The sequence below is a fragment of the Hungatella sp. SB206 genome, assembly GCF_051132295.1.
GTDB lineage: Bacteria > Bacillota > Clostridia > Lachnospirales > Lachnospiraceae > Hungatella > Hungatella effluvii.
This window is the reverse complement of sequence record NZ_CP096603.1, coordinates 1,197,838-1,220,355: the sequence shown is the minus strand read 5'-3', so window position 1 is coordinate 1,220,355 and position 22,518 is coordinate 1,197,838. Positions and strand designations below refer to the sequence as shown.

The 22,518-nt window shown below is 50.0% G+C and carries 20 protein-coding genes; 1 reads left to right on the top strand and 19 read right to left on the bottom strand.

Going from position 1 to position 22,518, the window contains the following annotated elements:
- Positions 1 to 11: 11 nt before the first annotated feature.
- The 10 genes from M1L66_RS05405 to M1L66_RS05360 all read right to left on the bottom strand — a co-directional run bounded on the left by M1L66_RS05405 (position 12) and on the right by M1L66_RS05360 (position 11,167).
- Positions 12 to 2,489: a GH116 family glycosyl-hydrolase gene (locus M1L66_RS05405; RefSeq protein ID WP_434691402.1), complete on the bottom strand. Its 2,478-nt coding sequence runs from the start codon at positions 2,487 to 2,489 to the stop codon at positions 12 to 14.
- A 19-nt stretch (positions 2,490 to 2,508) separates the two neighbouring features.
- Positions 2,509 to 3,393 carry a carbohydrate ABC transporter permease gene (locus tag M1L66_RS05400; protein ID WP_187024205.1) on the bottom strand — a complete coding sequence of 295 codons (885 nt, stop codon included), beginning with the start codon at positions 3,391 to 3,393 and terminating at the stop codon, positions 2,509 to 2,511.
- Positions 3,386 to 4,297 carry a carbohydrate ABC transporter permease gene (locus M1L66_RS05395; RefSeq protein ID WP_187024204.1) on the bottom strand — a complete coding sequence of 304 codons (912 nt, stop codon included), beginning with the start codon at positions 4,295 to 4,297 and terminating at the stop codon, positions 3,386 to 3,388. The genes M1L66_RS05400 and M1L66_RS05395 overlap by 8 nt, the downstream gene beginning before the upstream one ends.
- Before the next feature lie 33 nt (positions 4,298 to 4,330).
- Positions 4,331 to 5,680 carry an ABC transporter substrate-binding protein gene (locus M1L66_RS05390; RefSeq protein WP_187024203.1) on the bottom strand — a complete coding sequence of 450 codons (1,350 nt, stop codon included), beginning with the start codon at positions 5,678 to 5,680 and terminating at the stop codon, positions 4,331 to 4,333.
- 196 nt (positions 5,681 to 5,876) lie between these two features.
- Positions 5,877 to 6,050, bottom strand: a complete 174-nt coding sequence (locus M1L66_RS05385) for a GNAT family N-acetyltransferase (protein ID WP_434691399.1) — start codon at positions 6,048 to 6,050, stop codon at positions 5,877 to 5,879.
- An 18-nt stretch (positions 6,051 to 6,068) separates the two neighbouring features.
- Entirely contained in the window at positions 6,069 to 6,422 is a 354-nt protein-coding gene (locus M1L66_RS05380; RefSeq protein WP_434691396.1) for a GNAT family N-acetyltransferase, read from the bottom strand.
- 57 nt (positions 6,423 to 6,479) lie between these two features.
- The gene (locus M1L66_RS05375; protein WP_434691395.1) at positions 6,480 to 7,619 is read right to left on the bottom strand and encodes a Gfo/Idh/MocA family protein; all 1,140 of its coding nucleotides are present in this window, start codon (positions 7,617 to 7,619) and stop codon (positions 6,480 to 6,482) included.
- Between the two features lie 15 nt (positions 7,620 to 7,634).
- The gene (recJ, locus tag M1L66_RS05370; protein ID WP_434691393.1) at positions 7,635 to 9,347 is read right to left on the bottom strand and encodes a single-stranded-DNA-specific exonuclease RecJ; all 1,713 of its coding nucleotides are present in this window, start codon (positions 9,345 to 9,347) and stop codon (positions 7,635 to 7,637) included.
- Complete coding sequence (locus M1L66_RS05365; protein ID WP_187024200.1) at positions 9,298 to 10,434, bottom strand: MCP four helix bundle domain-containing protein; 1,137 nt, start codon at positions 10,432 to 10,434, stop codon at positions 9,298 to 9,300. The genes recJ and M1L66_RS05365 overlap by 50 nt, the downstream gene beginning before the upstream one ends.
- A complete protein-coding gene (locus M1L66_RS05360) occupies positions 10,400 to 11,167 on the bottom strand; it encodes a M48 family metallopeptidase (RefSeq protein WP_434691390.1) in 768 nt (255 codons plus the stop codon). The genes M1L66_RS05365 and M1L66_RS05360 overlap by 35 nt, the downstream gene beginning before the upstream one ends.
- Positions 11,168 to 11,360: 193 nt before the next feature.
- On the opposite strand from M1L66_RS05360, the gene M1L66_RS05355 reads away from it, so the two are divergent.
- Positions 11,361 to 12,257: a tocopherol cyclase family protein gene (locus tag M1L66_RS05355; RefSeq protein WP_055659605.1), complete on the top strand. Its 897-nt coding sequence runs from the start codon at positions 11,361 to 11,363 to the stop codon at positions 12,255 to 12,257.
- 35 nt (positions 12,258 to 12,292) lie between these two features.
- On the opposite strand, the gene M1L66_RS05350 is transcribed toward M1L66_RS05355, so the two are convergent.
- The 9 genes from M1L66_RS05350 to M1L66_RS05310 form a co-directional block, all read right to left on the bottom strand.
- Positions 12,293 to 13,138, bottom strand: a complete 846-nt coding sequence (locus M1L66_RS05350) for a serine hydrolase (protein WP_187024199.1) — start codon at positions 13,136 to 13,138, stop codon at positions 12,293 to 12,295.
- A gap of 147 nt (positions 13,139 to 13,285) precedes the next feature.
- Entirely contained in the window at positions 13,286 to 14,191 is a 906-nt protein-coding gene (locus tag M1L66_RS05345) for a C40 family peptidase (protein WP_187024198.1), read from the bottom strand.
- Between the two features lie 131 nt (positions 14,192 to 14,322).
- Complete coding sequence (locus M1L66_RS05340; protein WP_187024197.1) at positions 14,323 to 15,258, bottom strand: ATP-binding cassette domain-containing protein; 936 nt, start codon at positions 15,256 to 15,258, stop codon at positions 14,323 to 14,325.
- Positions 15,258 to 16,307 (bottom strand): ABC transporter ATP-binding protein, encoded by a 1,050-nt coding sequence (locus M1L66_RS05335; protein ID WP_187024196.1) that lies wholly within the window; start codon positions 16,305 to 16,307, stop codon positions 15,258 to 15,260. Before M1L66_RS05335 ends, M1L66_RS05340 begins: the two co-directional genes overlap by 1 nt.
- 34 nt (positions 16,308 to 16,341) lie before the next feature.
- Positions 16,342 to 17,355: an ABC transporter permease gene (locus tag M1L66_RS05330; protein WP_172683671.1), complete on the bottom strand. Its 1,014-nt coding sequence runs from the start codon at positions 17,353 to 17,355 to the stop codon at positions 16,342 to 16,344.
- A complete protein-coding gene (locus tag M1L66_RS05325) occupies positions 17,352 to 18,293 on the bottom strand; it encodes an ABC transporter permease (protein ID WP_187024195.1) in 942 nt (313 codons plus the stop codon). Before M1L66_RS05325 ends, M1L66_RS05330 begins: the two co-directional genes overlap by 4 nt.
- Before the next feature lie 166 nt (positions 18,294 to 18,459).
- A complete protein-coding gene (locus M1L66_RS05320) occupies positions 18,460 to 20,415 on the bottom strand; it encodes a peptide ABC transporter substrate-binding protein (protein WP_187024194.1) in 1,956 nt (651 codons plus the stop codon).
- A 65-nt stretch (positions 20,416 to 20,480) separates the two neighbouring features.
- On the bottom strand, positions 20,481 to 21,566 hold the full coding sequence (locus M1L66_RS05315) for a dipeptide epimerase (RefSeq protein WP_434691385.1): 1,086 nt from the start codon (positions 21,564 to 21,566) through the stop codon (positions 20,481 to 20,483).
- The gene (locus M1L66_RS05310; protein ID WP_187024192.1) at positions 21,563 to 22,363 is read right to left on the bottom strand and encodes a serine hydrolase; all 801 of its coding nucleotides are present in this window, start codon (positions 22,361 to 22,363) and stop codon (positions 21,563 to 21,565) included. The genes M1L66_RS05315 and M1L66_RS05310 overlap by 4 nt, the downstream gene beginning before the upstream one ends.
- Positions 22,364 to 22,518 lie beyond the last annotated feature (155 nt).

Below are 22,518 nucleotides of genomic sequence, written 5' to 3'. Positions count from 1 at the left end.
TTCTATTGTTCTTATCTTTCTAATATTCTAACACCGTCCAGACTTCCGTACAATACTTGAATACCAGATTTTACCACGCCATCCTCGCCGATGGATTGTTCATAAGTGCCCCAGGCTTTTCCGTTAATCCAGAAGGACTTAAAGTGATTCTGGTTGATTACCGGCTGGAAGGACATGGTCTTCTCCGTCATATCACACTCATAACCGGACAGAGCCGGAATCAGGGAAAAGCTGGACATTGGCCGTATATAGTGATGTCCCGCCTCAGTCTCACTCCAGGGGCATCTCTTATATCCGTCATACCTGTCACGGACTGCCCTTATTATGGTAAATGCTTCCTCCAGCATCCCCTCCTTAATCATGCATACTGCCACCTGGTATTCAACACCGGTCCACACTTCATCACAGTAAGCGAACGGGAATCTCGGACGGCCGCCTTTTGGCCAGGAGCAGAGAACCAGCCCAGCCTCATCATTCAGCGCATAGGTTCGCTGAACATTAGGGACCTCTTCCATGCAGTCACGGAAATTATAGCGATAAATGGATTCCAGCGTCTTTTTTACATGATCTTTCGGAAGCACGTATCCCAGCCCCGCGGCATGTGCCATGAACTGTCCCAGAAGCTGGTCCGTAAGGCACCCGGTACCGTACTGGTAACGATAAGCATCCACATCATCAAGCTTCTGCACGTAATACTCCCCGTTAAACAGCATTTCATCCACTAACGGTTCTGCTTTCTCATACAAAGCACGATATTTTTCCGCCTCTTCTGTCTTTCCCAGATGTTCTGCCATCAAAGCAACACCTTTGACAGCTGCCAGATAAATAGTATTTGTCATCGTATTCGGACCATAGAATTCGATGTCATAGGTAACATGCATTTTTCCGTCGAGAACGCCGTCTCCATCCGTATCCCACTCATGGATCGCATATTCAAGTGCTTTTATCGTTGGCTCCCATATTTCTTTCAGGAAATCGTCGTCTCCGGTATACTTCCACTCACGATATACCCGTAAAATAGAGCCAAACTGCCCGTCACATGCGGGTATCATATCCCAGCGGCTCTCCCCTAGAACCTTTCTTGCTCTGAATGGCATACCGCCGTCTTCATCCAGTTCCTTCTTAAATTCTACATTCCGCATGGTAATTTCAAGATCGGGGAACAGGGCCGCCACAGCTGTAGCATAATTCCAAACATGGTTTACATTACCCTGACCACAGCCTACATAGTCTCTGATCCCTTCCCAGCCCAGAAACTCTCCCGTCTCAATCCGGAAGCAGCAGTGGCTCTTCATTGACATGATATTGGCGGCCACTGCATCGATCACATAAGCTGGAATCGTAGTCTCAAACAGTGCCTCTTCAAATGCCCGGGAAGGCGTTTCCAGCTCGTCCATCTTCCCGGCTACGTACTCCGTTACATTCCATGCATCGGTAAATCTTGTGGCGTAATAATTGCGTACCGTATCATATCCGCCATCTCTGTATCTCTCTAAATCCTCATCGTATTCGATCCAGCCCTTTGGACGGTTGGGAAAATACCAGGAAATCACGAATTCAAACGTCTTCTCCTCGTTTGGCCCAACCATTTCCATACTTCCGACAGAGCTGATGCGTTCCTTGAGATTTAAGAAACTGAAATCGTAATGGGAAAGAAGATCACATCCTTTTGACTCAATTGTTTCCATATCGTCCAGAACTCCGTCCTCAGTAAAATCATCCCAGAAGTCCTGCGCATTATCCGTCCATTGGCCGTGCAGCCACTGTTTCTTATAAGTATTCTTCGCTCCCACAGATGCGATGGACATGCTTCCAAATTTCATGTCCGTTTCTTTTAAGTGCTTTGCAGTATAATACCAGCCTTTGATTTCTCCATTTTCACGATATTCATTCTGTACTTCATCAACCAGCTTAACATTATTAAATACATCGTAGCCCTGAAATCCGACCACATTAGCCATGGTGCCCACTACGGATACTTCTACCGCTCTATCGGTTGGATTCTTCACGTGATAACGGATAATTGCTGTTGGAATCCCGGAATCGTCGGAATTAAGCGGTATGAATGGTGTAAATGCCTCCATTTTCACCGCCACCGGCACCTTGCTGTCCTCCAGATCAATATAAACGAAGGGCTGCTTCCCTACCATTTTAGAAGATTCAAAACGAGGGATTCCTGCCAGTTCCCCATTTAAAAATCCGTGAGATTTATAGTAGGGCGGACATATCTTCGACTCCAGAATCCTGCTGACCGGTTCCTTTCCCTCCTCCCTGGTACGGATTGCAAAAAATGAAAATGGAACGAATTGTCCCTTTCCCGGCCAGTTAAATATTTCCCAGTCCCTAAGCTCCCCTCTGGCCCCCACGGAAATATTGCCCGTTCCGATTCCGCCCAAAAGAAATTTAGCAACTCCGGCATCCCCATTGTAGGAGATCTCCCCGCCGGTCTTGAATAAATCTGTCTTTGAATGCAGCATTTCTCTGTTCATCTCTTAAATACTCCTCCTCTTATCCCTTCACTCCCACATGCGTCATGCTCTGTACGATCCATTTCTGCCCCAGAATAAACACGAACAGGACCGGCAGCACCGCGAGACAAACTGCGGCAAATACAACATTATCACCTGTGGAAAACGGTTGTTTAATTGATAGAATTCCTACGGGCAGCGTCAGCTTTTCCGTAGAGTTTATCATAATAAATGTAGTAAAATAATCATTCCAGGCAAATGTAAAAACTATAATTGCCAGGGACGCCAGCGTCGATTTTGCCATTGGCAGCATGATGGAAAAAAAAGTTCTGATAATGCCTGCCCCATCGATCGTAGCTGCCTCTTCCATCTCAGCCGGCACCGTCATAAAAAACTGCCTCATCATAAATATTCCAAATGCCCCCGCAAATCCCGGGCACATGGCTCCAAAAACAGAAGGCAGTGTCACGGCAGCAGCCGTGTTGATAACCCCCAGCAGATTCATGATCTTAAATAAAGGGACTATCGTCACCTGTACCGGTACCATCATACCCACCAGCATCAGCCCGAACATCACATTCTTTCCTTTAAACGAGAGACGGGCATAGGCGTAGCCTGCCAGCGCACCGTGGCATACCATTCCAGCAGTGATGATTGTGCTGATTTTCAGACTGTTCCGCATAAAAGTAAAAAATGGGATCTGCCCCGAACATAATTTGTCAAAATACTTCATATTCCACTCGCCGGGGGCAGGCGGAAGCCATTTGGGCGGCAGTGCCGTCGCATCGCTGAATGTCCTTAGCGACGCTGAGAACACCCACAAAAACGGGGCAATCATAATCATGGCCATAAGGATCATACCAATGGCCAGAAGAATCTGTCCGGGACGTACTCTTTTTCCTTTTATTCTTATTATCTTAGTCATAATGTACCCACCACCTGCTTCCCGCGAATTGAATCATTGTAATGATCCCGATCAAAATCAGAAGAATCATGGACAGAGCCGAAGCTATTCCATAATCGAATGAGGTAAACGCCTTTTCCGCAATAAGCATAACAAGACTTCTGCTGGAATCTCCCGGCCCGCCGTTTGTCAGAACATATACCGATTCGTAAATGCGCAGCGCACCCGTCACATTCATAACCAGCACAAAGAAAATGGTCGGAGACGCGAGGGGAAGAGTCATCTTTAAGAACTTCTGCACAGGTCCGGCCCCATCGATACCCGCTGCCTCTAAAAGGCCTCTGTCGATATTCTGGAGTCCTGCCAGAATAAGCAGCATGGACATCCCACAGTTCTTCCATACGTCAAGGATCAGAACAGAAAACTTTGCCATGCTCTTGTCACTGAGCCAACCGATTTTACTGATTCCAACCTTCCCCAGATAATAATTAATCACTCCGGCATCCGTCTGGAAAAAATACTGCCAGATAATTGCTACAAACACCAGCCCGATTAAGGACGGAAAAAAATAGATGGACCGGAAGAATACCGTAATCTTTCCCGGAAGCTTATTGTCCACAGCTATCGCTAAAAGAAGCCCCACCGCTGTGTTTCCTACCGTTGCGAAGATTGCATACCACAAGGTATTCCCCAGTGTGGTCACAGATCTTGGATCCTGTAAAATATGCAGATAATTCTTTACCCCGTTCCATGTGCTGGCCCCGGTAAATACATTGTATTTTTGAAATGAAATGATAAGGGCCCAGAATACCGGAATCAGAACAAAGGCTATGAATCCAAGGAAGGATGGCAGGGTAAATAAATACCCTGTCAAAGCCTCTTTTCTCTTTCTTCGGTTATCTGGTCTTCGTTTTATGCCTGCCATCGCTTCCTCCAATCTAGTGTACGTCGAACCGGCCTACTTGTTTGCAATCGTAGTCTCCACCTCTGACTGTGCCTGATTCATGGCATCTTCTACACTCATGGAACCTGAGAATACATTTTCCAGTCCGCGAAGCATCGCCTGCTCAATATCCCCAAAGAATACGGGAGCCGCAACCGGTGAAGCAATCGTAACTGCCTTCCAAAGCCCCAGAATGTTATCCGGTACTGTCCCCATGATTGCCGTATCACAAGCCAGCTTCTCTGTCGGAGGTATCTGCTGTCCGCCCGCCGCTACTGCAGTCAGCGTCTCGTCTGCCACCATTTCCTTCAGCAGTTCGACAGCCAGTTCTTTCTCCTTTGTCCCAGAACCGATACACCATGCAGAACCGCCATATACACTTCCCTCTTCTGTCTTCTTCGGCCACTGCACACAGTCAAAATTCTTCATTCCCGCATCCTGCCATGTATTCAGTACCCATCTGCCAGCACCTACCATAGCCAGCTGACCGGAAGAAAACATCGTATAAACATCGGAGCTGATCGGATCTGGCGTCACCTTCTTATCTGCCATGGATTTTAAGAATGTAATGGATTCCAGCATAGCCGGTGAATTTAATGTTGGCTTCTCATAGTCTTCACTGACCGGATATGCGCTGTTTGTGGCCCACCACGGTGTCAGCTGAAAATAAGAACTGGATAATCCGTATCCATATACTGTCTTTCCATTTTCCTCATATGTAAGCTTTTCAGCCGTCTCCAGGAATTCATCCCAAGTCCAGCCTTCCTTCGGATATTCGACGCCTTTTTCATCGAAAATATCCTTGTTATAGTACATAACCATGGTCTGTGTTCCACTTGGAAGCCCATAAAGCGTCCCACCCTCGCTGAAGCCTTCCAGCAGCGACTCCGCATACTGTTCTTTCTTACTCTGTAATTCTGCATCCCCTGCTGCAATGTCATCGAGCGGAAGCAGTAAATCATTGGCAACTGCCATCTTCGCGCCTTCCAGCCCCAGATTAATCACATCCGGCGCCTCCCCCGAGGTGCTCATGGTAATCCACTTCTGGATAAAGTCGGACCAGGAATCAACTGGAACACATGTCTGTTCAACCTCCACTCCCGGATGCTTCTCCTTAAATCTGCCAATCGCATCATTGGCGATAGCTTCCTCCTCCGTATTTCCCCAGTTCAACATCCGGAGTGTCACCATCTTTTCTTCTCCCCCCGCGGAAGATTCCTTTGAAACCTCGCCAGACGTCTGCGCCTCCTTCTGGCTGCTTACCGCAGCTGGATCTGCTGTCTTTTGCGGGCTGCAGCCTGCTGCCTGGAGTACCATGAGAGCGCCGAGTGCCAGTGCCGTAAACCGTTTCCATTCTTTTTTCATTTTACCTTCTCCTTTTTTCTTAAAGTTAGTAATTCGAATTAGTAATACGTATTACTAACGTTAAATTAACACACTGCAAGACCTTTGTCAAGAGTAATTCCTCTACTAAAGGCGAATTTTTTTCAAAAAAAAGAACGCTGTTTTCACAGCATTCCTTCCCTAATCAGATCCCCTAGAGACAATCCGTCCCAAAGCTCTATAGCTCAATCCAATATCTCTGCGTAATCTTGCCTAGATACGGGACTTCATTTTCCAATACCGCACCGTTTTTCTTCATAGTGGCGATCGAAGCCGTTTTATCGCTGTCGACCGTCAAAAGTACTCTGTCCAATCCTATCTTTTTCGCCTCCTTCAGAGCCAGCCGCAGCATTTCAGCTGCATATCCCTTCTACCGCTCTGATTTGCGGACGCAATAGCCAATATGTCCTAAATACCGGTACATTTCTTCGGTTAAATCGTATCTGACATTAATCATACCAACGATTCTTCTGTCCGACTTTCGGATAGCCATAAATTCATAGGACGGTGGTCTTCCGTTTTCTGCAGTTTCCTTCTTTTCGTTTCTTTGTACGTTTTTCAGCCACTCTTCAAAGCTCACCGCATCCGTTAATTGTTCTGTCCCATACGCAGTTTCATGATTCCGCAGAAATTCTTCTCTGAAGTCCATAATCTCATGCTGATACTGCTCAGAAGGCTGTATCAGACAGATATCTGACTGAGTGAGTAAGTTGTTTTGTTCCATCCTTATCCTCCATTAGAAAAACAGATCAAATTCCCTTCGCATTTAAGCCGGAACACTTCATCTATCAAGACAGGCCAGCGATTTCTGTTCGTCCCGGACCTTCTCCTCCAGCATTGCCGCATACTTCTCATCATCGATCGGGAACTCAACCCGCTGTCCCTGCCAGGAAGAGAGGTACGCGCCATTCGCAATCATCAGTACGCGGAGTCCATCCTCTCCCGTTGCAAGCAGCGGTTCCCCTTTTATCAAATGATCCGTAAAATTCTGGAAGATCTTCTGATATCCTTCGACGCCATTTTTCTCCACTGTAATCTCCCTTGCATTGTGCTCCGGCATTCCATAGATATCCTGATTCAGACGGTTAAAATCATCCGTAGACATCACATTTTCGTCAAATATAATCCGGCTGCTGTCCTCGATGCACAGCCTTCCCTTCGTTCCCCAGATTTCCAGACGGTTGACTCCCGGATACTCCCCGCTGGAGGCAATAAAGGTTCCGTGGAGCCCGTTGTCATAGAAGAATTGGAGATCCATACTGTCGTCTACCGTGATATTACTGTATTTTCCGCATTCCACCGTTGCCAGCACCTGGTCCGGCATGCCGAGAAGCCACTGCCACACATCGAGGAAATGCTGGCTTTGATTGATCAGCAGACCGCCGTGCTCTCCCTCCCATGTGCTGCGCCAGGGCGCGGAATTGTGATAGGCCGGAGTACGGAACCAGATATTGGATATCCACACTGCGCGGTTAAGCCGCCCCAGTTCTCCACGCTCGATCATCTCCTTTGCACGGAAAAATACGCGGTTCATCCTCGTATTAAAGATCATTCCCAGACAGACTCCGGCGCGGTCTGCTGCATCTATGAGTCCCTTCACTTCCTTCGTTGATATCCCGGCCGGCTTATCCAGCAGGATATGCTTTCCCGCCGCGGCCGCCATCTTTCCGATCTCGACATGGGTGGCGTGAGGTGTCACGACAACTACAGCATCAAATTCGTCTCCGCATGCGAACATCGCCTCCACATTCGGATAGACAGATGCCCCCGGATAGACTGCCCTTATCTCATTCTGCCCTTTTTCATTTCGGCAGCAAACTCCGGCGAGTACCATACCATCGATTTCACCGTCATAAATCATCTGTACGTACTGGCGGCCCATACCGCCGAATCCAACCACTGCGGCTCTGATTTTCTCCATCGTCCTGCTCCTTCGTCAAACCGGTATTTTATAATTTTTTATTATAATCTGTAAAGTCCTGCTGCCATTGTATACATTAACCGTCGGATAATAAATCACATCGATTACCCGGCTTCTGCCGAGTTCCTCCAAAAATGCGTCGCCGTCTGTAAACAGCATGGCGTCGATCGGAACGCCCTTATCGTCAGCCAGGGAAAACTTCACCGCGTTCCGGTTCTTTCCCAGCACCCGCACGCTTCTGATATGAAGTCCTTTCAGTGCAAACAGCGGCTTTTCATTGCCCTGTCCAAATGGTTCCAAAAGCTCCAGTTCTTCAATAAGAGGCTCATTTATGTAATCGAGAGGCATGGGAACATCGATCCAGATCTTGCGGACAAAGTCATCCTCTGTAAGTTCCGCTTCCTCATTCAGCCTGCGGCGGAATTCATCAATATTTTCTTTTTCAAGTGAGAGTCCTGCGGCCATGGGATGGCCTCCGAATTTAAGCAGGATATCCTTTACCTTCACCAGCCCTTCGAACATATGATACTGCTCGATCGATCGCCCTGATCCCTTCGCGCATTCCTCTCCATCCGTCAATACAAAGGCCGGTTTCTGATACTGCTCCCGCAAACGCCCTGCAATGATTCCCGCCAGCGATTCATGGCAGGAAGGCAGATACGCCACCAGAACCTTATCGTCACGATAGCACTCCTCCACCTGCGCAATGGCTTCCTCGGTCCCCTGCTTCGTCATATCTTTTCTCTGGTCATTTAAATCCTTCAGTTCCATGGCCAGCTGGTCCGCCTCTTCCCCGTCCTCACACAGCAAAAGCGACAGAGCCAGCTTGGCTGTCTGAAGACGTCCGCCTGCATTTAAACAGGGTCCGATGACAAATCCGATATGATATGCGGTAATCTGGTCTTTATCCAGGTCATTCCGCTCGATCAGCTTTAAAAGACCGATACTCTTCGTATTTGCGATTCTTTTTAATCCTTCTTTGACAATGATGCGGTTTTCATCTCGCAGCTTCATCACGTCGCCCACCGTGGCAATCGCTGCAAATTCCAGCATGGACAGCCAATCCTCCTCCGGAACGGAAAATGCCTCGTAGAGGGCCTTTACAAGCTTATAAGCAACCATTCCTCCACAAATCTCCGGATACGGATAGCTGCAATCGCTCTGTTTTGGATTGACCACCGCGTCCGCGGGCGGAAGCAGATCATGGCCATCCTCCTGCATGATATCGTGATGGTCCGTGATCAGCACGGTAAGTCCCAGTTCCTTCGCCAGGCTGATCTGCGCCACAGCGGCGATTCCATTATCACAGGTCAGGATCGTATCGACTCCATCCTCAGCCGCGGCGCAGATAATGGATTCATTGATTCCATAGCCATCCTTGATCCGGTCCGGAATCTCATAATCCACGTTAGCCCCGATTCTCGTGAGCGCCCGGTAAAGCAGGTACGTAGAGCAGACGCCGTCTATATCGTAATCCCCGACTATCCGGATCCGTTTTCCCTGCTCCGTCTTCTCCTTCAGGATCTCTACTGCGAGATCCATGTCCTTTAACAGATGAGGGCTGTACAGATCCTTTAATGATCCCCGGAGATACTTCTCTACCGCCTCCTCTCCCACAATATCCCTGTTCCGGATAATCCTCGCCGTTACAGGTGTAATATGATGGTTTCTTGCCATCTCATGAAAGTCTGCCTTCTTCGTCTGAAGCATCCATCGTTCTGCTGCCATCCTTCTTCGTCTCCTCACCAGCCTGTTCTCGATCAGGCGTTGTATTTTCTCCCGCCGACTGCATCTCTTCCGCCAGCTTCTTCTCCGCGATTATCTCCGCCGCAACCCGTTCCTCCAGGCGCTTTTTCAGTTCTTCCTTCTTCTGCTTTGCAATATCCAGTCTGCTCATCAGGCTGGCAATGGAATACAGGATAGGTGCAAAATCCCCTCTGTAAGCCTGTTCACAGGTAGACTTCACCTCGAAATTCTCACTTCCGATCTCGCGGAAAAGGTATTTCTCATCGTCAATAATATTCTTCAGCCGCTCAATCAGCTGATTCACGGAATCCGTCAGAATTCCGATCTCATCCTCAGAATCGTAGGGAAGGTACACATCCAGGTCACCGTTGGAGACCCTTCTGGTCCCCTCCACGATCGCCTTGACCGGCTTATCGATAGCAATAATGATATAGATGACAAGCAGCGTGATCATCAGCGCAATCAGGCAGATGGACACGATCTTCACCCTGGCCAGCCTGGCGTAAAGCTGATCGCCCCGGACACTGGCCGCCTCAGCTCCAAGCCGGTTAAACTCCGCCATCTTTAAAAAGTTGCCGCTGGCTTCATCAAATAAGAGCCTGGACTCTCCGATGATCATTTTCAGCGATTCCTCGTTATCATTGCCCCGGCTGATCGGAAGAAGCCGGTCGCTGTATTCCAAGTACCGGTCCCAGTAGGCCCTGGCGTTTTCCATCAGCTCACGGTCCGTTTCGTCCGTAATATAATTCTGCTCATACTCCGTAAAAGCCGCGTCGATCTCATCACGGACCGCCATCATCTCTTTTTCCAGATGATCCATGGTCTCCTGGTCGTGGGTTATGGCATGGTAAAATTCCTTGATCCTGTAATCCGAGGTCTCGGTATTCAGTTCCTCCGCGATGATGATCGCCGGAACCCAGGACTGGGAAATCTCCGTGCTGGCCTGGTTAATCTGTCTCGCCGTGATAATGGACTCCGCGCCGATAAACACGAGTCCCAGAATGCTGACTCCTCCCAGAAACAAAAGCTTCGTTTTAATCCTGATATTTCTGATTGATTTCACTTTCATAACCCTTAAGTCTTCTCCTTCTTTGCCGGTAATCCGGCAGTTCTCTCTCAACGACTTTCCAGAAGTCCTTTGAATGATTCATCTCTGTGCGATGAGCCAGTTCGTGCACTACAACGTAATCCGCCAGCTCCACGGGCAGAAGCACCAGCTTCCAGTTATAGTTAATATTACCGCGGGCGCTGCAGCTTCCCCATCTGGTGGCCTGATCCCGAATGGCGATTCGCAGATACGACACCCCCATCCGATCCGCCCACCACGCGGTTCTCTCCTCCAGAAAACGCCTCGCCTGCTTCCGGTACCAGTTTTCCATGGCCGCCTTCACAAGCGGCTCGTCTGCCTCCTGCCCCTTAAAAGGGCCGGATACCAGAAATTTATCGCCCGTATCGCATACCCGGAACCGTTCCGTCTCATAGTCCCGTTCAAAATGGAGTTTTCTGGGGCTTCCATGAAAAAGCAGTAAAGCCCCCTCCGTCCAGTGAAACTGTTCCCGTTTCTCCAGCTCCTCCCTGATCCTGGAAGCATGCGCAAAGATCCATTCCTGATTCCGCTGCGCAAATTCATGGCCGGCCTTCCACGATAGCCGATCCGGTATCCGCACGACAATCTCTCCCTCCCTGGTTACGGAGACCGCCATCGTGCGCCTGGCGGATTTCACTATCCTGTAAGGGAAAAAATCCCCATCTTCACAGATGAGTATCCCTTGATCAGGCAGCGCCTGTTTTTCAGTTTTCATTTATTTTCACATTCTTTTCTATCATGCTTCAGCCTTGCTTTTACCTTCAGTACACGCCGCATTCTCACGGCCTGTATGTCACATTATAGCGGATAATGTCAAAAGAAACAAGTGTGAATGTTTCCGCAGCACCTGGACAGACTATAAATGGTACTATCTGCTAAAAAACAAAAAAAATACGGAGGTTCACCTCATGAAATATTTTCACGGCTATCAGAAAAAACACTCTTTCTTTGAAGGCTGGTACTTAAAACATCAGTCGCCGGACGGTGTACTTGCCCTGATTCCGGCATACCATATTGACAGGCAGGGAAAGCCATCCGCCTCCCTCCAGATTATCACCAATACCGAGTCGTGGGTTATCCCCTGCTCCGCCGACCAGTTCCGTGCGGCCTCAAGTCTATTTTATGTAAACCTTGGTACTTCCACCTTCGCGGAACAGGGCATCCATCTGGATATTGCCACAAAAGAGGTGACACTGACCGGTCACCTCTCCTATGGGCCATTTACACCGCCCAGCTACGATATTATGGGACCTTTCTGCGCCGTTCCGTTCATGCAGTGCCGCCACGGAGTCTTAAGTCTCTCCCACCGCCTGTCCGGCCAGCTGGTCTTAAACAGGAAAAAGCTGAACTTTGACGGCGGTCTCGGCTACATCGAAAAAGACTGGGGCCGCTCCTTTCCCTCCCGGTACGTATGGACCCAGTGTACCTGGACCGACAAGAAGACAAAAGCCCCCTGCTGCGTCATGCTTTCCGTGGCTGATATTCCCTTTGCCGGAACGCATTTTAACGGTTCTGTCGGTTCTGTTTTGTTCCGCGGAAAGGAATACCGCCTCGCCACCTACAAAGGGCTTAAAATCCTGGAATTCACCGACCGCGAGCTCCTGGTCAGCCAGGGCGGCCTGATGCTTCACGTCAACTTAATCAAGGACCAGCCCCTGTCTCTGGCCGCGCCCTCATTCGGAAGCATGAGCCGCACCATAAAAGAGAGCGCGGCCTGCCAGGTCCGCTACCAGTTCTTCTACCAGGAAAAAAAGATATTTGACATCCTGTGCCACCATGCGGGATTTGAATCCCAGATCATGTGACACTTAACTGACAAAAAGCAATTTTCAGACATGCACTACATCTGAAAACGGCCTTCCAGCGCGATGAACTGATCAAACAGCATCCGGCTGACTCTGGCGCCGAAAACCGTCGCCGGATGCGCCGGATAATACATGGCGTCGCTGAACTTTTTATTGAACATCACCAACACATACGGGCCGTACGGGGTGTATATGATGCCGCCGTCATTCCGGCAGGCGTTCATACTGCCGCTCTTGGAGGCCACATTTACCATCACATCATCCGTATTGTCACTGTCCATGTAAACAGCCGGAAAATCCTTTGTGATCATGCTGTTGTAGTGCTGCTTCTTAAAAATCTCCAGCATCTTCGCGTCCGCTTCAGGGCTTATCAAAGTCCCCGCTGCCAGCCTCGTAAAAATGCTGGCGTAATCCCTGGGAGTTGATGTTCCCAGCTTGTCATACCGCTCAAAATGAAGCGGATTATACAGCATCGTGTCCCTGCAGCCCAGTCCGCGGATACACGCGTTGATCGTATCCAGCCCCAGATAGTCGATCATCATGTTCGTCGCCACATTGTCGCTGACAATAATCATCAGGGTGGCTGCGTCCTTCACCCGGAGAACCGCCCCCGGCTCCAGCGCACACAGGACTCCGCTGCCGTCGACCGTGTGCTCCTCTTTAAATTCCACCATATCCTCTAAGCTGGCTATTTCCTTTTCCACCTGATCAAACAGACACGCCAGAATATATGTCTTTATGGTACTGGCCGTCTCAAACGGCTCATCCGCGCCGATGGCAATAACATTTCCATGAAAATCGTCGGCGTAGATACCCATCGTCCCATCATAACTCATGAGCTCCGCCTCAATCCGTTTCTCTATCGTCAGTCTCTTATCCATTCTCTTTCTCCTCTTCCGTCTATGCGCCGCGAACGATCACTCGCACGCTCTGCGCACGAGTCACCGTGACAATCTGTGCTGCTTATCCGTTCCTGTACCTATCCGCTCCCAAAACCTGCCCGCTCCCAAAACGGCATGGTTCCTCTGTCAGAAAATACTTCCCACCGCATACAGGCTCTCTGCCAGATCGGCTCTGAAATCCGCCTCCTCCGGGTTCAGGCTGTTGATCACCACTCCGCCGCTTCCCGCCTTTCCGGTGGAATGAATATACTTTCCATTCCCCATATACATGGCGATGTGTCCTGGGAAATACAGCAGATCTCCCATTTTTTTCTCACCCGCTGCGATCTCGCGGACCGGATACCCCTCCACGATTTTCGCATCCCGGTAGGTCAGGATTCCATTCATCATATAACTTACCGAGGTAAGCCCGGAACAGTCGATCCCAGCGGTGGAACGGCCGCCCCACCGGTACTGAATCCCCAGATACGTCTTTGCAGTCTCCACTACAGCGCGGCGAAATGCATCTTTATCCACAATTTTCTTCTGCGGAAGCACCTCTGTCCACAATCCAGCCTGCGAAAACTCCTTGTTTTCCAGAAACTGCTCCCTGATGTATCCAAAACGGCCGTCTGCCAGCTTCACCTTCCCCCAGCCTTCTATGCCGCATTCATACGGTATCACACTCACCAGAGACCCCCGGAACAGGCTGACAAGCCTTACTCCCTGCACTTTTGGCACGGAAACCACATCGACGCAGAAAGCGGTAGTCACCATAAGACCGCCTTCCTCCCACGCCATCATTTCCTCTAAAGAGACAAGCCGCACCGCTTCTTTCCGCACATAGCCCGTATAACCGTAAAATGTGCGCACCGGCAGAAATCCCTGCCCGGCAGCCTCCCTCCCGGTAATCTCTGCCCCGGTAATCGCAAGCCCCGTTCCATACATCGCCTCATCCGCAATAGCGGACAGCGTCATTCCAGCCTTAACCATAGTCTCCGCCGGAATCTCATAAATAGTTGCAACCGGCTGTATCACAATTCCATACTGCATCGTTCCATCTCCTGTTCCGGACTCCCTGGAATTCCCTGAACCACAGGAAAGGCAGCGCCAAAGCGCCGCCTTCCTGCTGCCTCTTTCCTCTTTCCATATGGTCCTTTTCCATGATTTCCGCGAAGAGCGGACTATCTATCCCGGTATAGCTTCTTATACGCCTCATACTCGCTGCTGTTAGCCAGCACATAATGTTCCGGCCTTACCTCCCGCCAGGAAGGCGGATCCGTCTCATAGTGATGCATGGAGGTGTCATAAATCAGAAGCTTTTTCTCCCTCTCATGCCGCGGATCCGGCATGGGGATCGCTGACAGCAGCGCCCTTGTATATGGATGAATGGCGTGGGTAATCAGTTCCTCCGTCTCCGCCATTTCCACGATCTCCCCTTTTCTGATGACCGCGATTCTGTCGGTGATAAACCGCATAACCGACAGATCGTGTGCGATAAACAGATAGGTGATCCCGCGCTTCTTCTGCATATCCGCCAGAAGGTTTAACACCTGCGCCCGAACCGACACGTCCAGCGCGGAGATCGGTTCATCCGCGATAATAAACTCCGGATTCATAATGAGTGCCCTGGCAATACCGATTCTCTGCCGTTGACCGCCCGAAAACTCGTGAGGGAAACGGCTGGCAAATTCCGGCAGCAGCCCCACATCGAGGAGTGCCTGATCCACCCGCCTCTTCCGTTCCTTCTCGCCGATTCCTTTCTCAATGTTCATCAGGCCTTCGCTGATGATGTAATCCACCTTGGCCCGCTCATTCAGCGAAGCCTGAGGGTCCTGAAAGATCATCTGGATCTCCCCCATTACCTTTCGGTCCAGTTCTCCGCTGATCCTGCCGTTGATCTTCTCACCTTTATAGATGATCTCCCCGCCCGACGATGGGATAATTCTCATGATGGCCCGGCCGATGGTCGTTTTTCCGGAACCGGATTCTCCCACCAGTCCGAAGGTCTCTCCCTTGTAGATCTTGAAATTGACCTTCTTTACCGCCTCATACCGCTTCCTCCGCTCGCCGAACGTGACATCTAAATCCTTTACATCCAATAATACTTCTCTCTCCATTAAAACAGACCTCCGTTTCGGATTTTTTCTACTACGGAAGGCGGGTTCACCTTCGGAGCCCGTTTATCGAGCAGCCAGGTTTTGGCCTTATGGGTCGGTGATACGAAAAAATACGGAGGCCGTTTGATAAAATCGATCTTTAGCGCTTGGGGATTTCTCGGCGCAAACGCGTCCCCCTTTATCTCCGTAAATAAGTTGGGCGGTGTCCCGGGAATCGAGAATAGATCCGTCCCCTTCACGCCCACCTGCGGAAGCGACGAGAGCAGCGCCCACGTATACGGGTGTCTCGCATCGTAGAAAATGTCCTCGCCCGTCCCGATCTCGATAATGTCTCCCGCATACATCACAGCCACGCGGTCCGCGATATTGGCGACCACGCCCAGATCGTGCGTAATCAAGATGACGGATAAATGGTATTTGTGGCGCAGCTCCTTGATCAGATCGAGTATCTGTGCCTGGATCGTCACGTCCAGCGCCGTTGTCGGCTCGTCACATATTAAAATCTGTGGGTTGCAGGCAATGGCGATGGCGATCACCACACGCTGCCGCATGCCGCCGGAAAATTCATGGGGATACTGGCCGAACCGTTTCTCAGGCTCACTGATTCCCACATCCGCCAGGTATTGCAGCGTTCTGGCCTTCGCCTCGGCGCGGTTTACATTCTGATGAAGCAGCACCGCCTCCATAATCTGCACACCGATCGTCTTTAACGGGCTTAAGCTGGTCATGGGGTCCTGCATAATCATGGCGATCTCATGGCCCCGGATCTTCAGCCATTCCTTTTCCTTCTTTAAGGCAGTCAATTCCACCGGTTCTTTGTTGTCCGCACCGTAATACGTGGCCTTCCCCGCCGTCACATGGCCGTTCTGGTCCAGAAGTCCCATAAAGGACTTGGTAAACACGGATTTTCCGCTTCCCGACTCGCCCACAATGGCCAGAATCTCTCCTCTATGTAAATCCATGGAAATTCCTCTGATTGCATGCAGAGTCTTTCCCCTCAGTTCAAATTTAATCTCTAAATCTTCTACCGTCAGTATCTTCTCTGGCATTCCTTTCCTCCTTCTGATCGATCCGTTCTGTCTTCTACACATGGTTCTTCGGGTCAGCCGCGTCCGAAAACGCGTTGCCGATAATATAGAATGAAATAGTGACGAACGAAAGAATGATGGTCGGATATACGAGCTGGTAACGGAGCGCCGGGCTGGTGATGAGGGCGCGGCCCTCATTGATTAAGTTGCCAAGGCTTGGAATATTGACTGGAAGCCCCAAACCGATGTACGTGATAAAAACCTCATTTCCAATGGCGGACGGAATCGTCAGCGCCATACGCAGCATAATAACCGACACCAGATAAGGAAGCAGGTTTTTTATGATAATCTTCGCCGTCGGCGTGCCGAGACAACGGCTGGCCACATTGTAATCCCTGTCGCGGATAATCAGAATCTGGTTTCTGATGAAACGCGCCATCTGAATCCATCCCGTAAGGCACATGGCGAAGATCAGTGTCTTCACACCCGGCTTCAAAATATAGGAAATCAGAATCAGGACAATCGTATTCGGTATGTTGTCTATAATATTATAAATCTCAGTCAGTATAAAATCAGCCTTCCGCACGTAACCCCAGATGACACCGACCGTGATGCCGATCAAAGCTTCCGCCAGCGCCACAGATAAGCCGATCAGCAGGGAGGTTCTGGTTCCCGCCCAGATTCTGGCCCACAGATCCTGGCCAATGGAGTTGGTTCCCAGAATAAACTGGTCTCCGGGCGGAATATTGCGATACTGCATTCCCGCCTCATCATTGACGATCATGTTCGGGTCATACTGGCCCGGAAGATGGGGCTGAATAAAGGTAAAGGCCAGAAGAAGGAGCAGGAGAACGAGAAGAACAACCGCCCCCTTATTCTTTAAGAAAGCCCGAAACGTGCTGCTCCAGTAGGAATAGTTGCTGTAGCCGGTCCGCTCCACTTCCGCTTCGTTAAATCCGGCGAAGGAAAAAAGCTCCTCATCGGTCTGTGGGGCGCCCTTTGCCGCCTGTTCCATGCTGTCCATCAGCTCTGCCTCTTTCGTATGGCGGTAAGAAAACTGCTTCATCATCTGTCACCTCCCTTTTTGCTCAGGCTGATTCTCGGGTCAAGCAGGACCATCAGGATATCGCCGAGAAGCAGACCCATAACACCGACGCAGGCATAGAGAAGCACGATTCCCTGAACCATGGTATTGTCGTGTTTCTTAATCACCGTGACCAGCAGGCCGCCCATTCCCGGAATGCTGTATAAGGATTCGATGTATATGGAGCCGATGACCGTGTTCAAAAATGCGGTCGGTATGTACTGGGCCAGCGGAACAAAGGCGTTTCGGAAAATATGCTTGAACATGACGCCGCCCTCGGACATGCCCTTTGCCCTGGCCAGTTTCACATAGTCCTTATTGCTCTCATCCACCATGTAGCGCCTCAGCCACATGCCGTAAAATGCGATATTATTTAAAGACATGGAGACAACCGGAAGAATCCAGTACTTCGGATCGTCGATTTGAAACAGCAGACCGACGCCCAGCGCCTGCGTTCCGTACAGCTGGATATAAAGAAAGTAGACCGCTGCTGGAACCGCCTGGATACAGACGATAAATAACGTCCCCAGCTTGTCAAACCATCTGTACTTGTACCGCGCCATCAGTGCTCCCATGGGAAGCCCGATAAACAGCGAGACAATCATGGACAGGACGCCCAGCTTAATAGACACCGGAACCTTATCGGCCAGAATCTCCGCTACCGGCACATTTGCCCGGTAAATCCTGGATACCCCTAAGTCTCCGTGCACCAGGTCGTTAAAAAAGCGTACCACCTGCACCGGAAGCGGATCCGTAAGTCCCATCTCCTGTAAGCTTACCTGAATCTGCTGTGGGGTCAGCTTATCAAAATTGGTGAAATAGCCTTCAATCGGCATCAGACGCAGCAGACAGAAAACAACAGTCAGAATAATGATTAGAGTAAGAAACGATCGCGCAATTCTTTTACCTAGATATTTTAGCATCAGCAACATAACTCCTTTGTAATTTCTTTTATAAAAACACTCTCGGAAGCAGATGTCATCGGCAATTTCGTAAATTACATCTATTTCCGAGAACATTTTTACTTAATTCCGCAGTGATGCGGATACTTACCGAAGTAAATGCTCCGGTAAGCATCCGCCCTCCGCTCTACTGGCCGGCCTTCTCCTTATTCGCTTCAAATTCTTCCATGGAGATGTAATGATCCTGCAGATGCTGGCCCTTATATTTTAAGTTGGACACGCCAAACGGCGCATACTGGCCTTCAAACACATTGAGCTTCGTCGCAAGATATTTGCTTACGCTGATGCTGAAAGGCACGACAAGCGCATGATTAATCAGAGTAGCCTCCGCTTTGGCAAATGCCTCATAACGGGCGTTGATATCCACCTTGATGTCCTTGGCTTCCTCAATCGTTGTAAAATACTCTAATACAGCGTCGGCAGAAGGGGTACCATCCTCAATGGCTTTCGCAAGGTTTGCATACTTGTAGCCCGGATCGTAACCGCTCTCGCCTTTCGCCTGGTAGAATGGATCGGTCCAGGTCTCCGGGTCCGCGTAATCGGCGCCCCAGTTACACTTTAACATTGCGTACTTTCCGTTGCGGCGGATTTCAGTCAGGAATCCGTCGGTTGGACCTGTCTGCACGATAATATCGATGAAATCAGTTCCCAGCAGCGATTCCATCTGCTGTTCCACAACCTGACACTCCTTATCCCAGTTGACCTCGGTAGGATTATACGGCAGCAGCACCTTCACCGGGAAGGTCACGCCTTCTGCCGCCAGCTCACTCTTTGCCAGATCACGGTACTCCACAGCCTTCGCCTCATTAAAGGTATCTCCCAGTGCCGCCATATCGCCGATCTCTGTAAAATCGGTTCCATCCGCGTTGAAGGTAAACTTCGCCGGAGTGATGGTATTGATCACGTAATCTTCCGGAACGTTCGGCTCCAGCACAGCGACTTCCTTGGTCTTATTTAAAGCGGAAGAGAGGGCCTTACGGAAGTTCTCATTGTTCACAGCCTTTCTCCAGTTATCCGGCTCATACTCCGCATCGAACTGCGGATCAAAGTTGAAGCAGTAGAAATAAGAGTAGCTGTTTCTCGGCCTCTCACGGCTGATCAGATTCTTTGTATCCTCGTTGCTCATCCAGTCGTCCAGAATATCGGCTGTGATTTCCGCGTAATCGATCTCACCGCGCTTGATCATCTCCGGTCCGATGGTATTCGATTCCGCATTGTAAATTTTCTGTATTTCATCGATATAGACGATATCCGCATCATAGTTTAATGTATTCTTTTTATAGATCCGGCGCTCCTGAGGAGAAAATTCCGACATATAGTAAGAACCATTGTAGTACATCTTATCCGCGGCCGTTGCAAACGTCTTGCCCAGTTCCTCCAGCTGAGGTCCATAAGCCGGCATATAGACAATATAAGCCAGAGAAGACAGGAAATACGGCACTTCCGTCTCCAGCGTATAGGTAAGCGTATAGTCATCCACTGCCTTTACTCCCACCTCGGAGAAATCAATGGCATTCCATACCACACCGTCCTCATCGGCTCCGCCGTTATATACAAGGCCATTGTAATAAGCTTTGGCATTTGCAATCACACCGAACAGATTCTGCACAATCCCGCTCTCGTATTCCGGTGTCAGCTGGTATTTGATGGCGTCGACGTAGTCCTGTGCCGTCACGTCGGCTACCGGCGCGCCTGTGTTATCCACCCATTTGGCTTCTCTTAAATGAAAGGTCCACGTCCTGGATGCCTCATCATATTCCCATTCCGTCGCCTGTCCCGGCCGGATCTTTCCTTCACTGTCGTACTCGATCAGAGTATCAATACAGTATGCTGCCGTTTTAAAATCAGCTTCTGACGCAGAGACCAGATAGTTTAATGTTGTAACCTCCCCCGAGTACAGCTCCTTATACACAACCGGCTTTCCCCCGTCTTCGCCATTCCCATTCTCATTTTTCCCTGCCTCATTACCGGCCTGGGCGGAGCTTCCGCCTTCCGTCGTCTTTTTACCGCCGCATCCGCTGAGCACGGTCGAAGCAGCAAGAACAGCACAGAGCAGTGCCGCAGTCAATCTTCTTTTCTTCATAAGTTTTCCTCCATGTTCCTAATATTCTAACCCTTGCGGGATTAGTTTCCATACGATTACGCCAGTTACGGCTCAAATGCGGGAACTCCGGTAATCCCGATCCCGTCATTGTCATTCATTCGGATGACCGCGCCCTCATAAACCGGTCCCCCTGTATACGGATCGATGGAACAGAGGGATGGGCCGTCCAAATCCGCACGGGTAATAATCCCCTTACCCGCCGCCAGATGCGCCGCTGCGCTGACCGCGATCTTGCTCTCCAGCATACACCCGATCATGCACTCCACTCCGTAGCTTTCCGCAATGGCACAGATCTTCAGTGCCTCATAAATCCCGCCGGTCTTCATCAGCTTGATGTTAATGAGATCCGCCGCCCGGTTCTGGATAATCCGAACCGCATCCTCCGGAGAAAACACGCTTTCATCCGCCAGGACAGGCGTGGCCACATTGGCTGTCACAAACTTCATCCCGTCAAAATCATGAGCATTCACCGGCTGTTCCACTAAATCCATCTCAATTCCCGAATCCTCCATGGCCCTGATGATACGAACGGCATCCTTGGCCGTCCAGCCCTGGTTGGCATCGATGCGCAGCCGGATCTCCGGCCCCACAGCCGCCCGGATCTCCCGGATTCTCTCGATATCTTTTACGCCTTCTTTTCCCACCTTGATTTTCAGGATTCGAAATCCCTGTTTAACCGCCTTTAAGCTGTCCTCCACCATCTCGTCCACACCGTTGACACTGATGGTCAGATCCGTCTCCACTTCTGTCCTGCTGCCTCCCAGAACCCGGTACAAAGGCTTCCTGCAGGACTGTGCATACAGATCATAGAGCGCCATATCCACCGCCGCCTTGGCCGATGTGTTCTTCACCATACAGCCGTGAAGCTTCTTCATCATGCCATCCAGGTTATCGATCTCCATTCCGATCAGATTGGGAGCGATAAATTCCTCAATGGCACACCGGATGGAGCCTTTCGTATCCCCGGTGATCACAGCCGTGGGAGGTGCCTCTCCAAAGCCCGTCCTTCCGTCATCCGCGGTAACCCTGACCACAATATCATTCACGCTGTTCACGGTTCGCAAAGCCGTCTTAAACGGCGTTACAAGCGGAATATTTACTTCCGCAGTCTCTATCTTCGCAATTCTCATACTCTAACCTCCGAATTTCTATGGTACAGCCACAGGGAAGTCTCCGCCATCACACGCTCATATGCCGGCGTATCGGTATCGTTTCCACAGTAGCACACAACAAATGGCTGTTTTGCATATACAATTCCAACATCATGTGTAATTCCGCAGTCTTCCCCTGTCTTGTGGGCGATTTCCGGTTCCTCCGGCAGCGCCTGCAGATAAAACGGAATCTTGCTGCACAGCTGCTGGTTCTTTAAAATAGAAATCATCTTTTCACTGGCCTGCCGGCTCACCAGTCTGCCCTGATACATCTCACGCAGCAGACGGCCCGTCTCCGCTGCCGTTATGTAATTCTGGATTCCCCGCTTTGATTTCTCCGTATCGTACATCTTCCGCTGAAGCACCGTATCGCGGTATCCCATCCGCCTGATCGTACGGTTAATCTCCTCGATTCCAAGAAGATTGATAAGCACATTCGTCGCAGTATTATCGCTGAAAATAATCATCAGCGTCACGAGATCGAGAACCGTCACTTCGATTCCGTCATGGAGATACGTAAGTGCCCCGCAGGACGGCACACAATCCTCCCGCTTCATGCGGATGATCCTGTCGGGATTCAGAGTCCCATCCTCGAACCTCACAAATGCTTCTGTCATCACAAACAGCTTGATAACGCTGGCGGCCATCATCCGTTCATCCTCGTGATACGCCGCCCGCTCACCGGTTACGAGATTTTCATAATAAAATCCCGTTTTTCCCGGAAGTCTCCTGAGCTTCTCTGTCACTTCCTCTTCCAGACTGCCTGTCAACCGCATAAGTCCCCTCTCTACGCCTGCCGAATTTTTATTATAGAAAAAAAGAGGCACTGCACCTACCACCTACAGCTACCTCATTGCACCTGATTTTGCGACTGATTCGTATTCTTTATGAAATATAATCTTATGTATAAGTATAATAAATTTCACAAAAA

Bases quoted from the DNA above. Each gene is read 5' to 3' on its own strand.
- M1L66_RS05320 (WP_187024194.1), bottom strand. From the start codon at position 20,415: ATGAAGAAAAGAAGATTGACTGCGGCACTGCTCTGTGCTGTTCTTGCT.
- M1L66_RS05310 (WP_187024192.1), bottom strand. From the start codon at position 22,363: ATGCGGTTGACAGGCAGTCTGGAAGAGGAAGTGACAGAGAAGCTCAGG.
- M1L66_RS05395 (WP_187024204.1), bottom strand. From the start codon at position 4,297: ATGGCAGGCATAAAACGAAGACCAGATAACCGAAGAAAGAGAAAAGAG.
- M1L66_RS05375 (WP_434691395.1), bottom strand. From the start codon at position 7,619: ATGGAGAAAATCAGAGCCGCAGTGGTTGGATTCGGCGGTATGGGCCGC.
- M1L66_RS05335 (WP_187024196.1), bottom strand. From the start codon at position 16,307: ATGCCAGAGAAGATACTGACGGTAGAAGATTTAGAGATTAAATTTGAA.
- M1L66_RS05390 (WP_187024203.1), bottom strand. From the start codon at position 5,680: ATGAAAAAAGAATGGAAACGGTTTACGGCACTGGCACTCGGCGCTCTC.
- M1L66_RS05325 (WP_187024195.1), bottom strand. From the start codon at position 18,293: ATGCTAAAATATCTAGGTAAAAGAATTGCGCGATCGTTTCTTACTCTA.
- M1L66_RS05355 (WP_055659605.1), top strand. From the start codon at position 11,361: ATGAAATATTTTCACGGCTATCAGAAAAAACACTCTTTCTTTGAAGGC.
- M1L66_RS05350 (WP_187024199.1), bottom strand. From the start codon at position 13,138: ATGGATAAGAGACTGACGATAGAGAAACGGATTGAGGCGGAGCTCATG.
- M1L66_RS05345 (WP_187024198.1), bottom strand. From the start codon at position 14,191: ATGCAGTATGGAATTGTGATACAGCCGGTTGCAACTATTTATGAGATT.
- M1L66_RS05400 (WP_187024205.1), bottom strand. From the start codon at position 3,393: ATGACTAAGATAATAAGAATAAAAGGAAAAAGAGTACGTCCCGGACAG.
- M1L66_RS05340 (WP_187024197.1), bottom strand. From the start codon at position 15,258: ATGGAGAGAGAAGTATTATTGGATGTAAAGGATTTAGATGTCACGTTC.
- M1L66_RS05405 (WP_434691402.1), bottom strand. From the start codon at position 2,489: ATGAACAGAGAAATGCTGCATTCAAAGACAGATTTATTCAAGACCGGC.
- M1L66_RS05315 (WP_434691385.1), bottom strand. From the start codon at position 21,566: ATGAGAATTGCGAAGATAGAGACTGCGGAAGTAAATATTCCGCTTGTA.
- M1L66_RS05385 (WP_434691399.1), bottom strand. From the start codon at position 6,050: ATGCTGCGGCTGGCTCTGAAGGAGGCGAAAAAGATAGGATTGGACAGA.
- recJ (WP_434691393.1), bottom strand. From the start codon at position 9,347: ATGGCAGCAGAACGATGGATGCTTCAGACGAAGAAGGCAGACTTTCAT.
- M1L66_RS05365 (WP_187024200.1), bottom strand. From the start codon at position 10,434: ATGAAAGTGAAATCAATCAGAAATATCAGGATTAAAACGAAGCTTTTG.
- M1L66_RS05330 (WP_172683671.1), bottom strand. From the start codon at position 17,355: ATGATGAAGCAGTTTTCTTACCGCCATACGAAAGAGGCAGAGCTGATG.
- M1L66_RS05360 (WP_434691390.1), bottom strand. From the start codon at position 11,167: ATGAAAACTGAAAAACAGGCGCTGCCTGATCAAGGGATACTCATCTGT.
- M1L66_RS05380 (WP_434691396.1), bottom strand. From the start codon at position 6,422: ATGGAACAAAACAACTTACTCACTCAGTCAGATATCTGTCTGATACAG.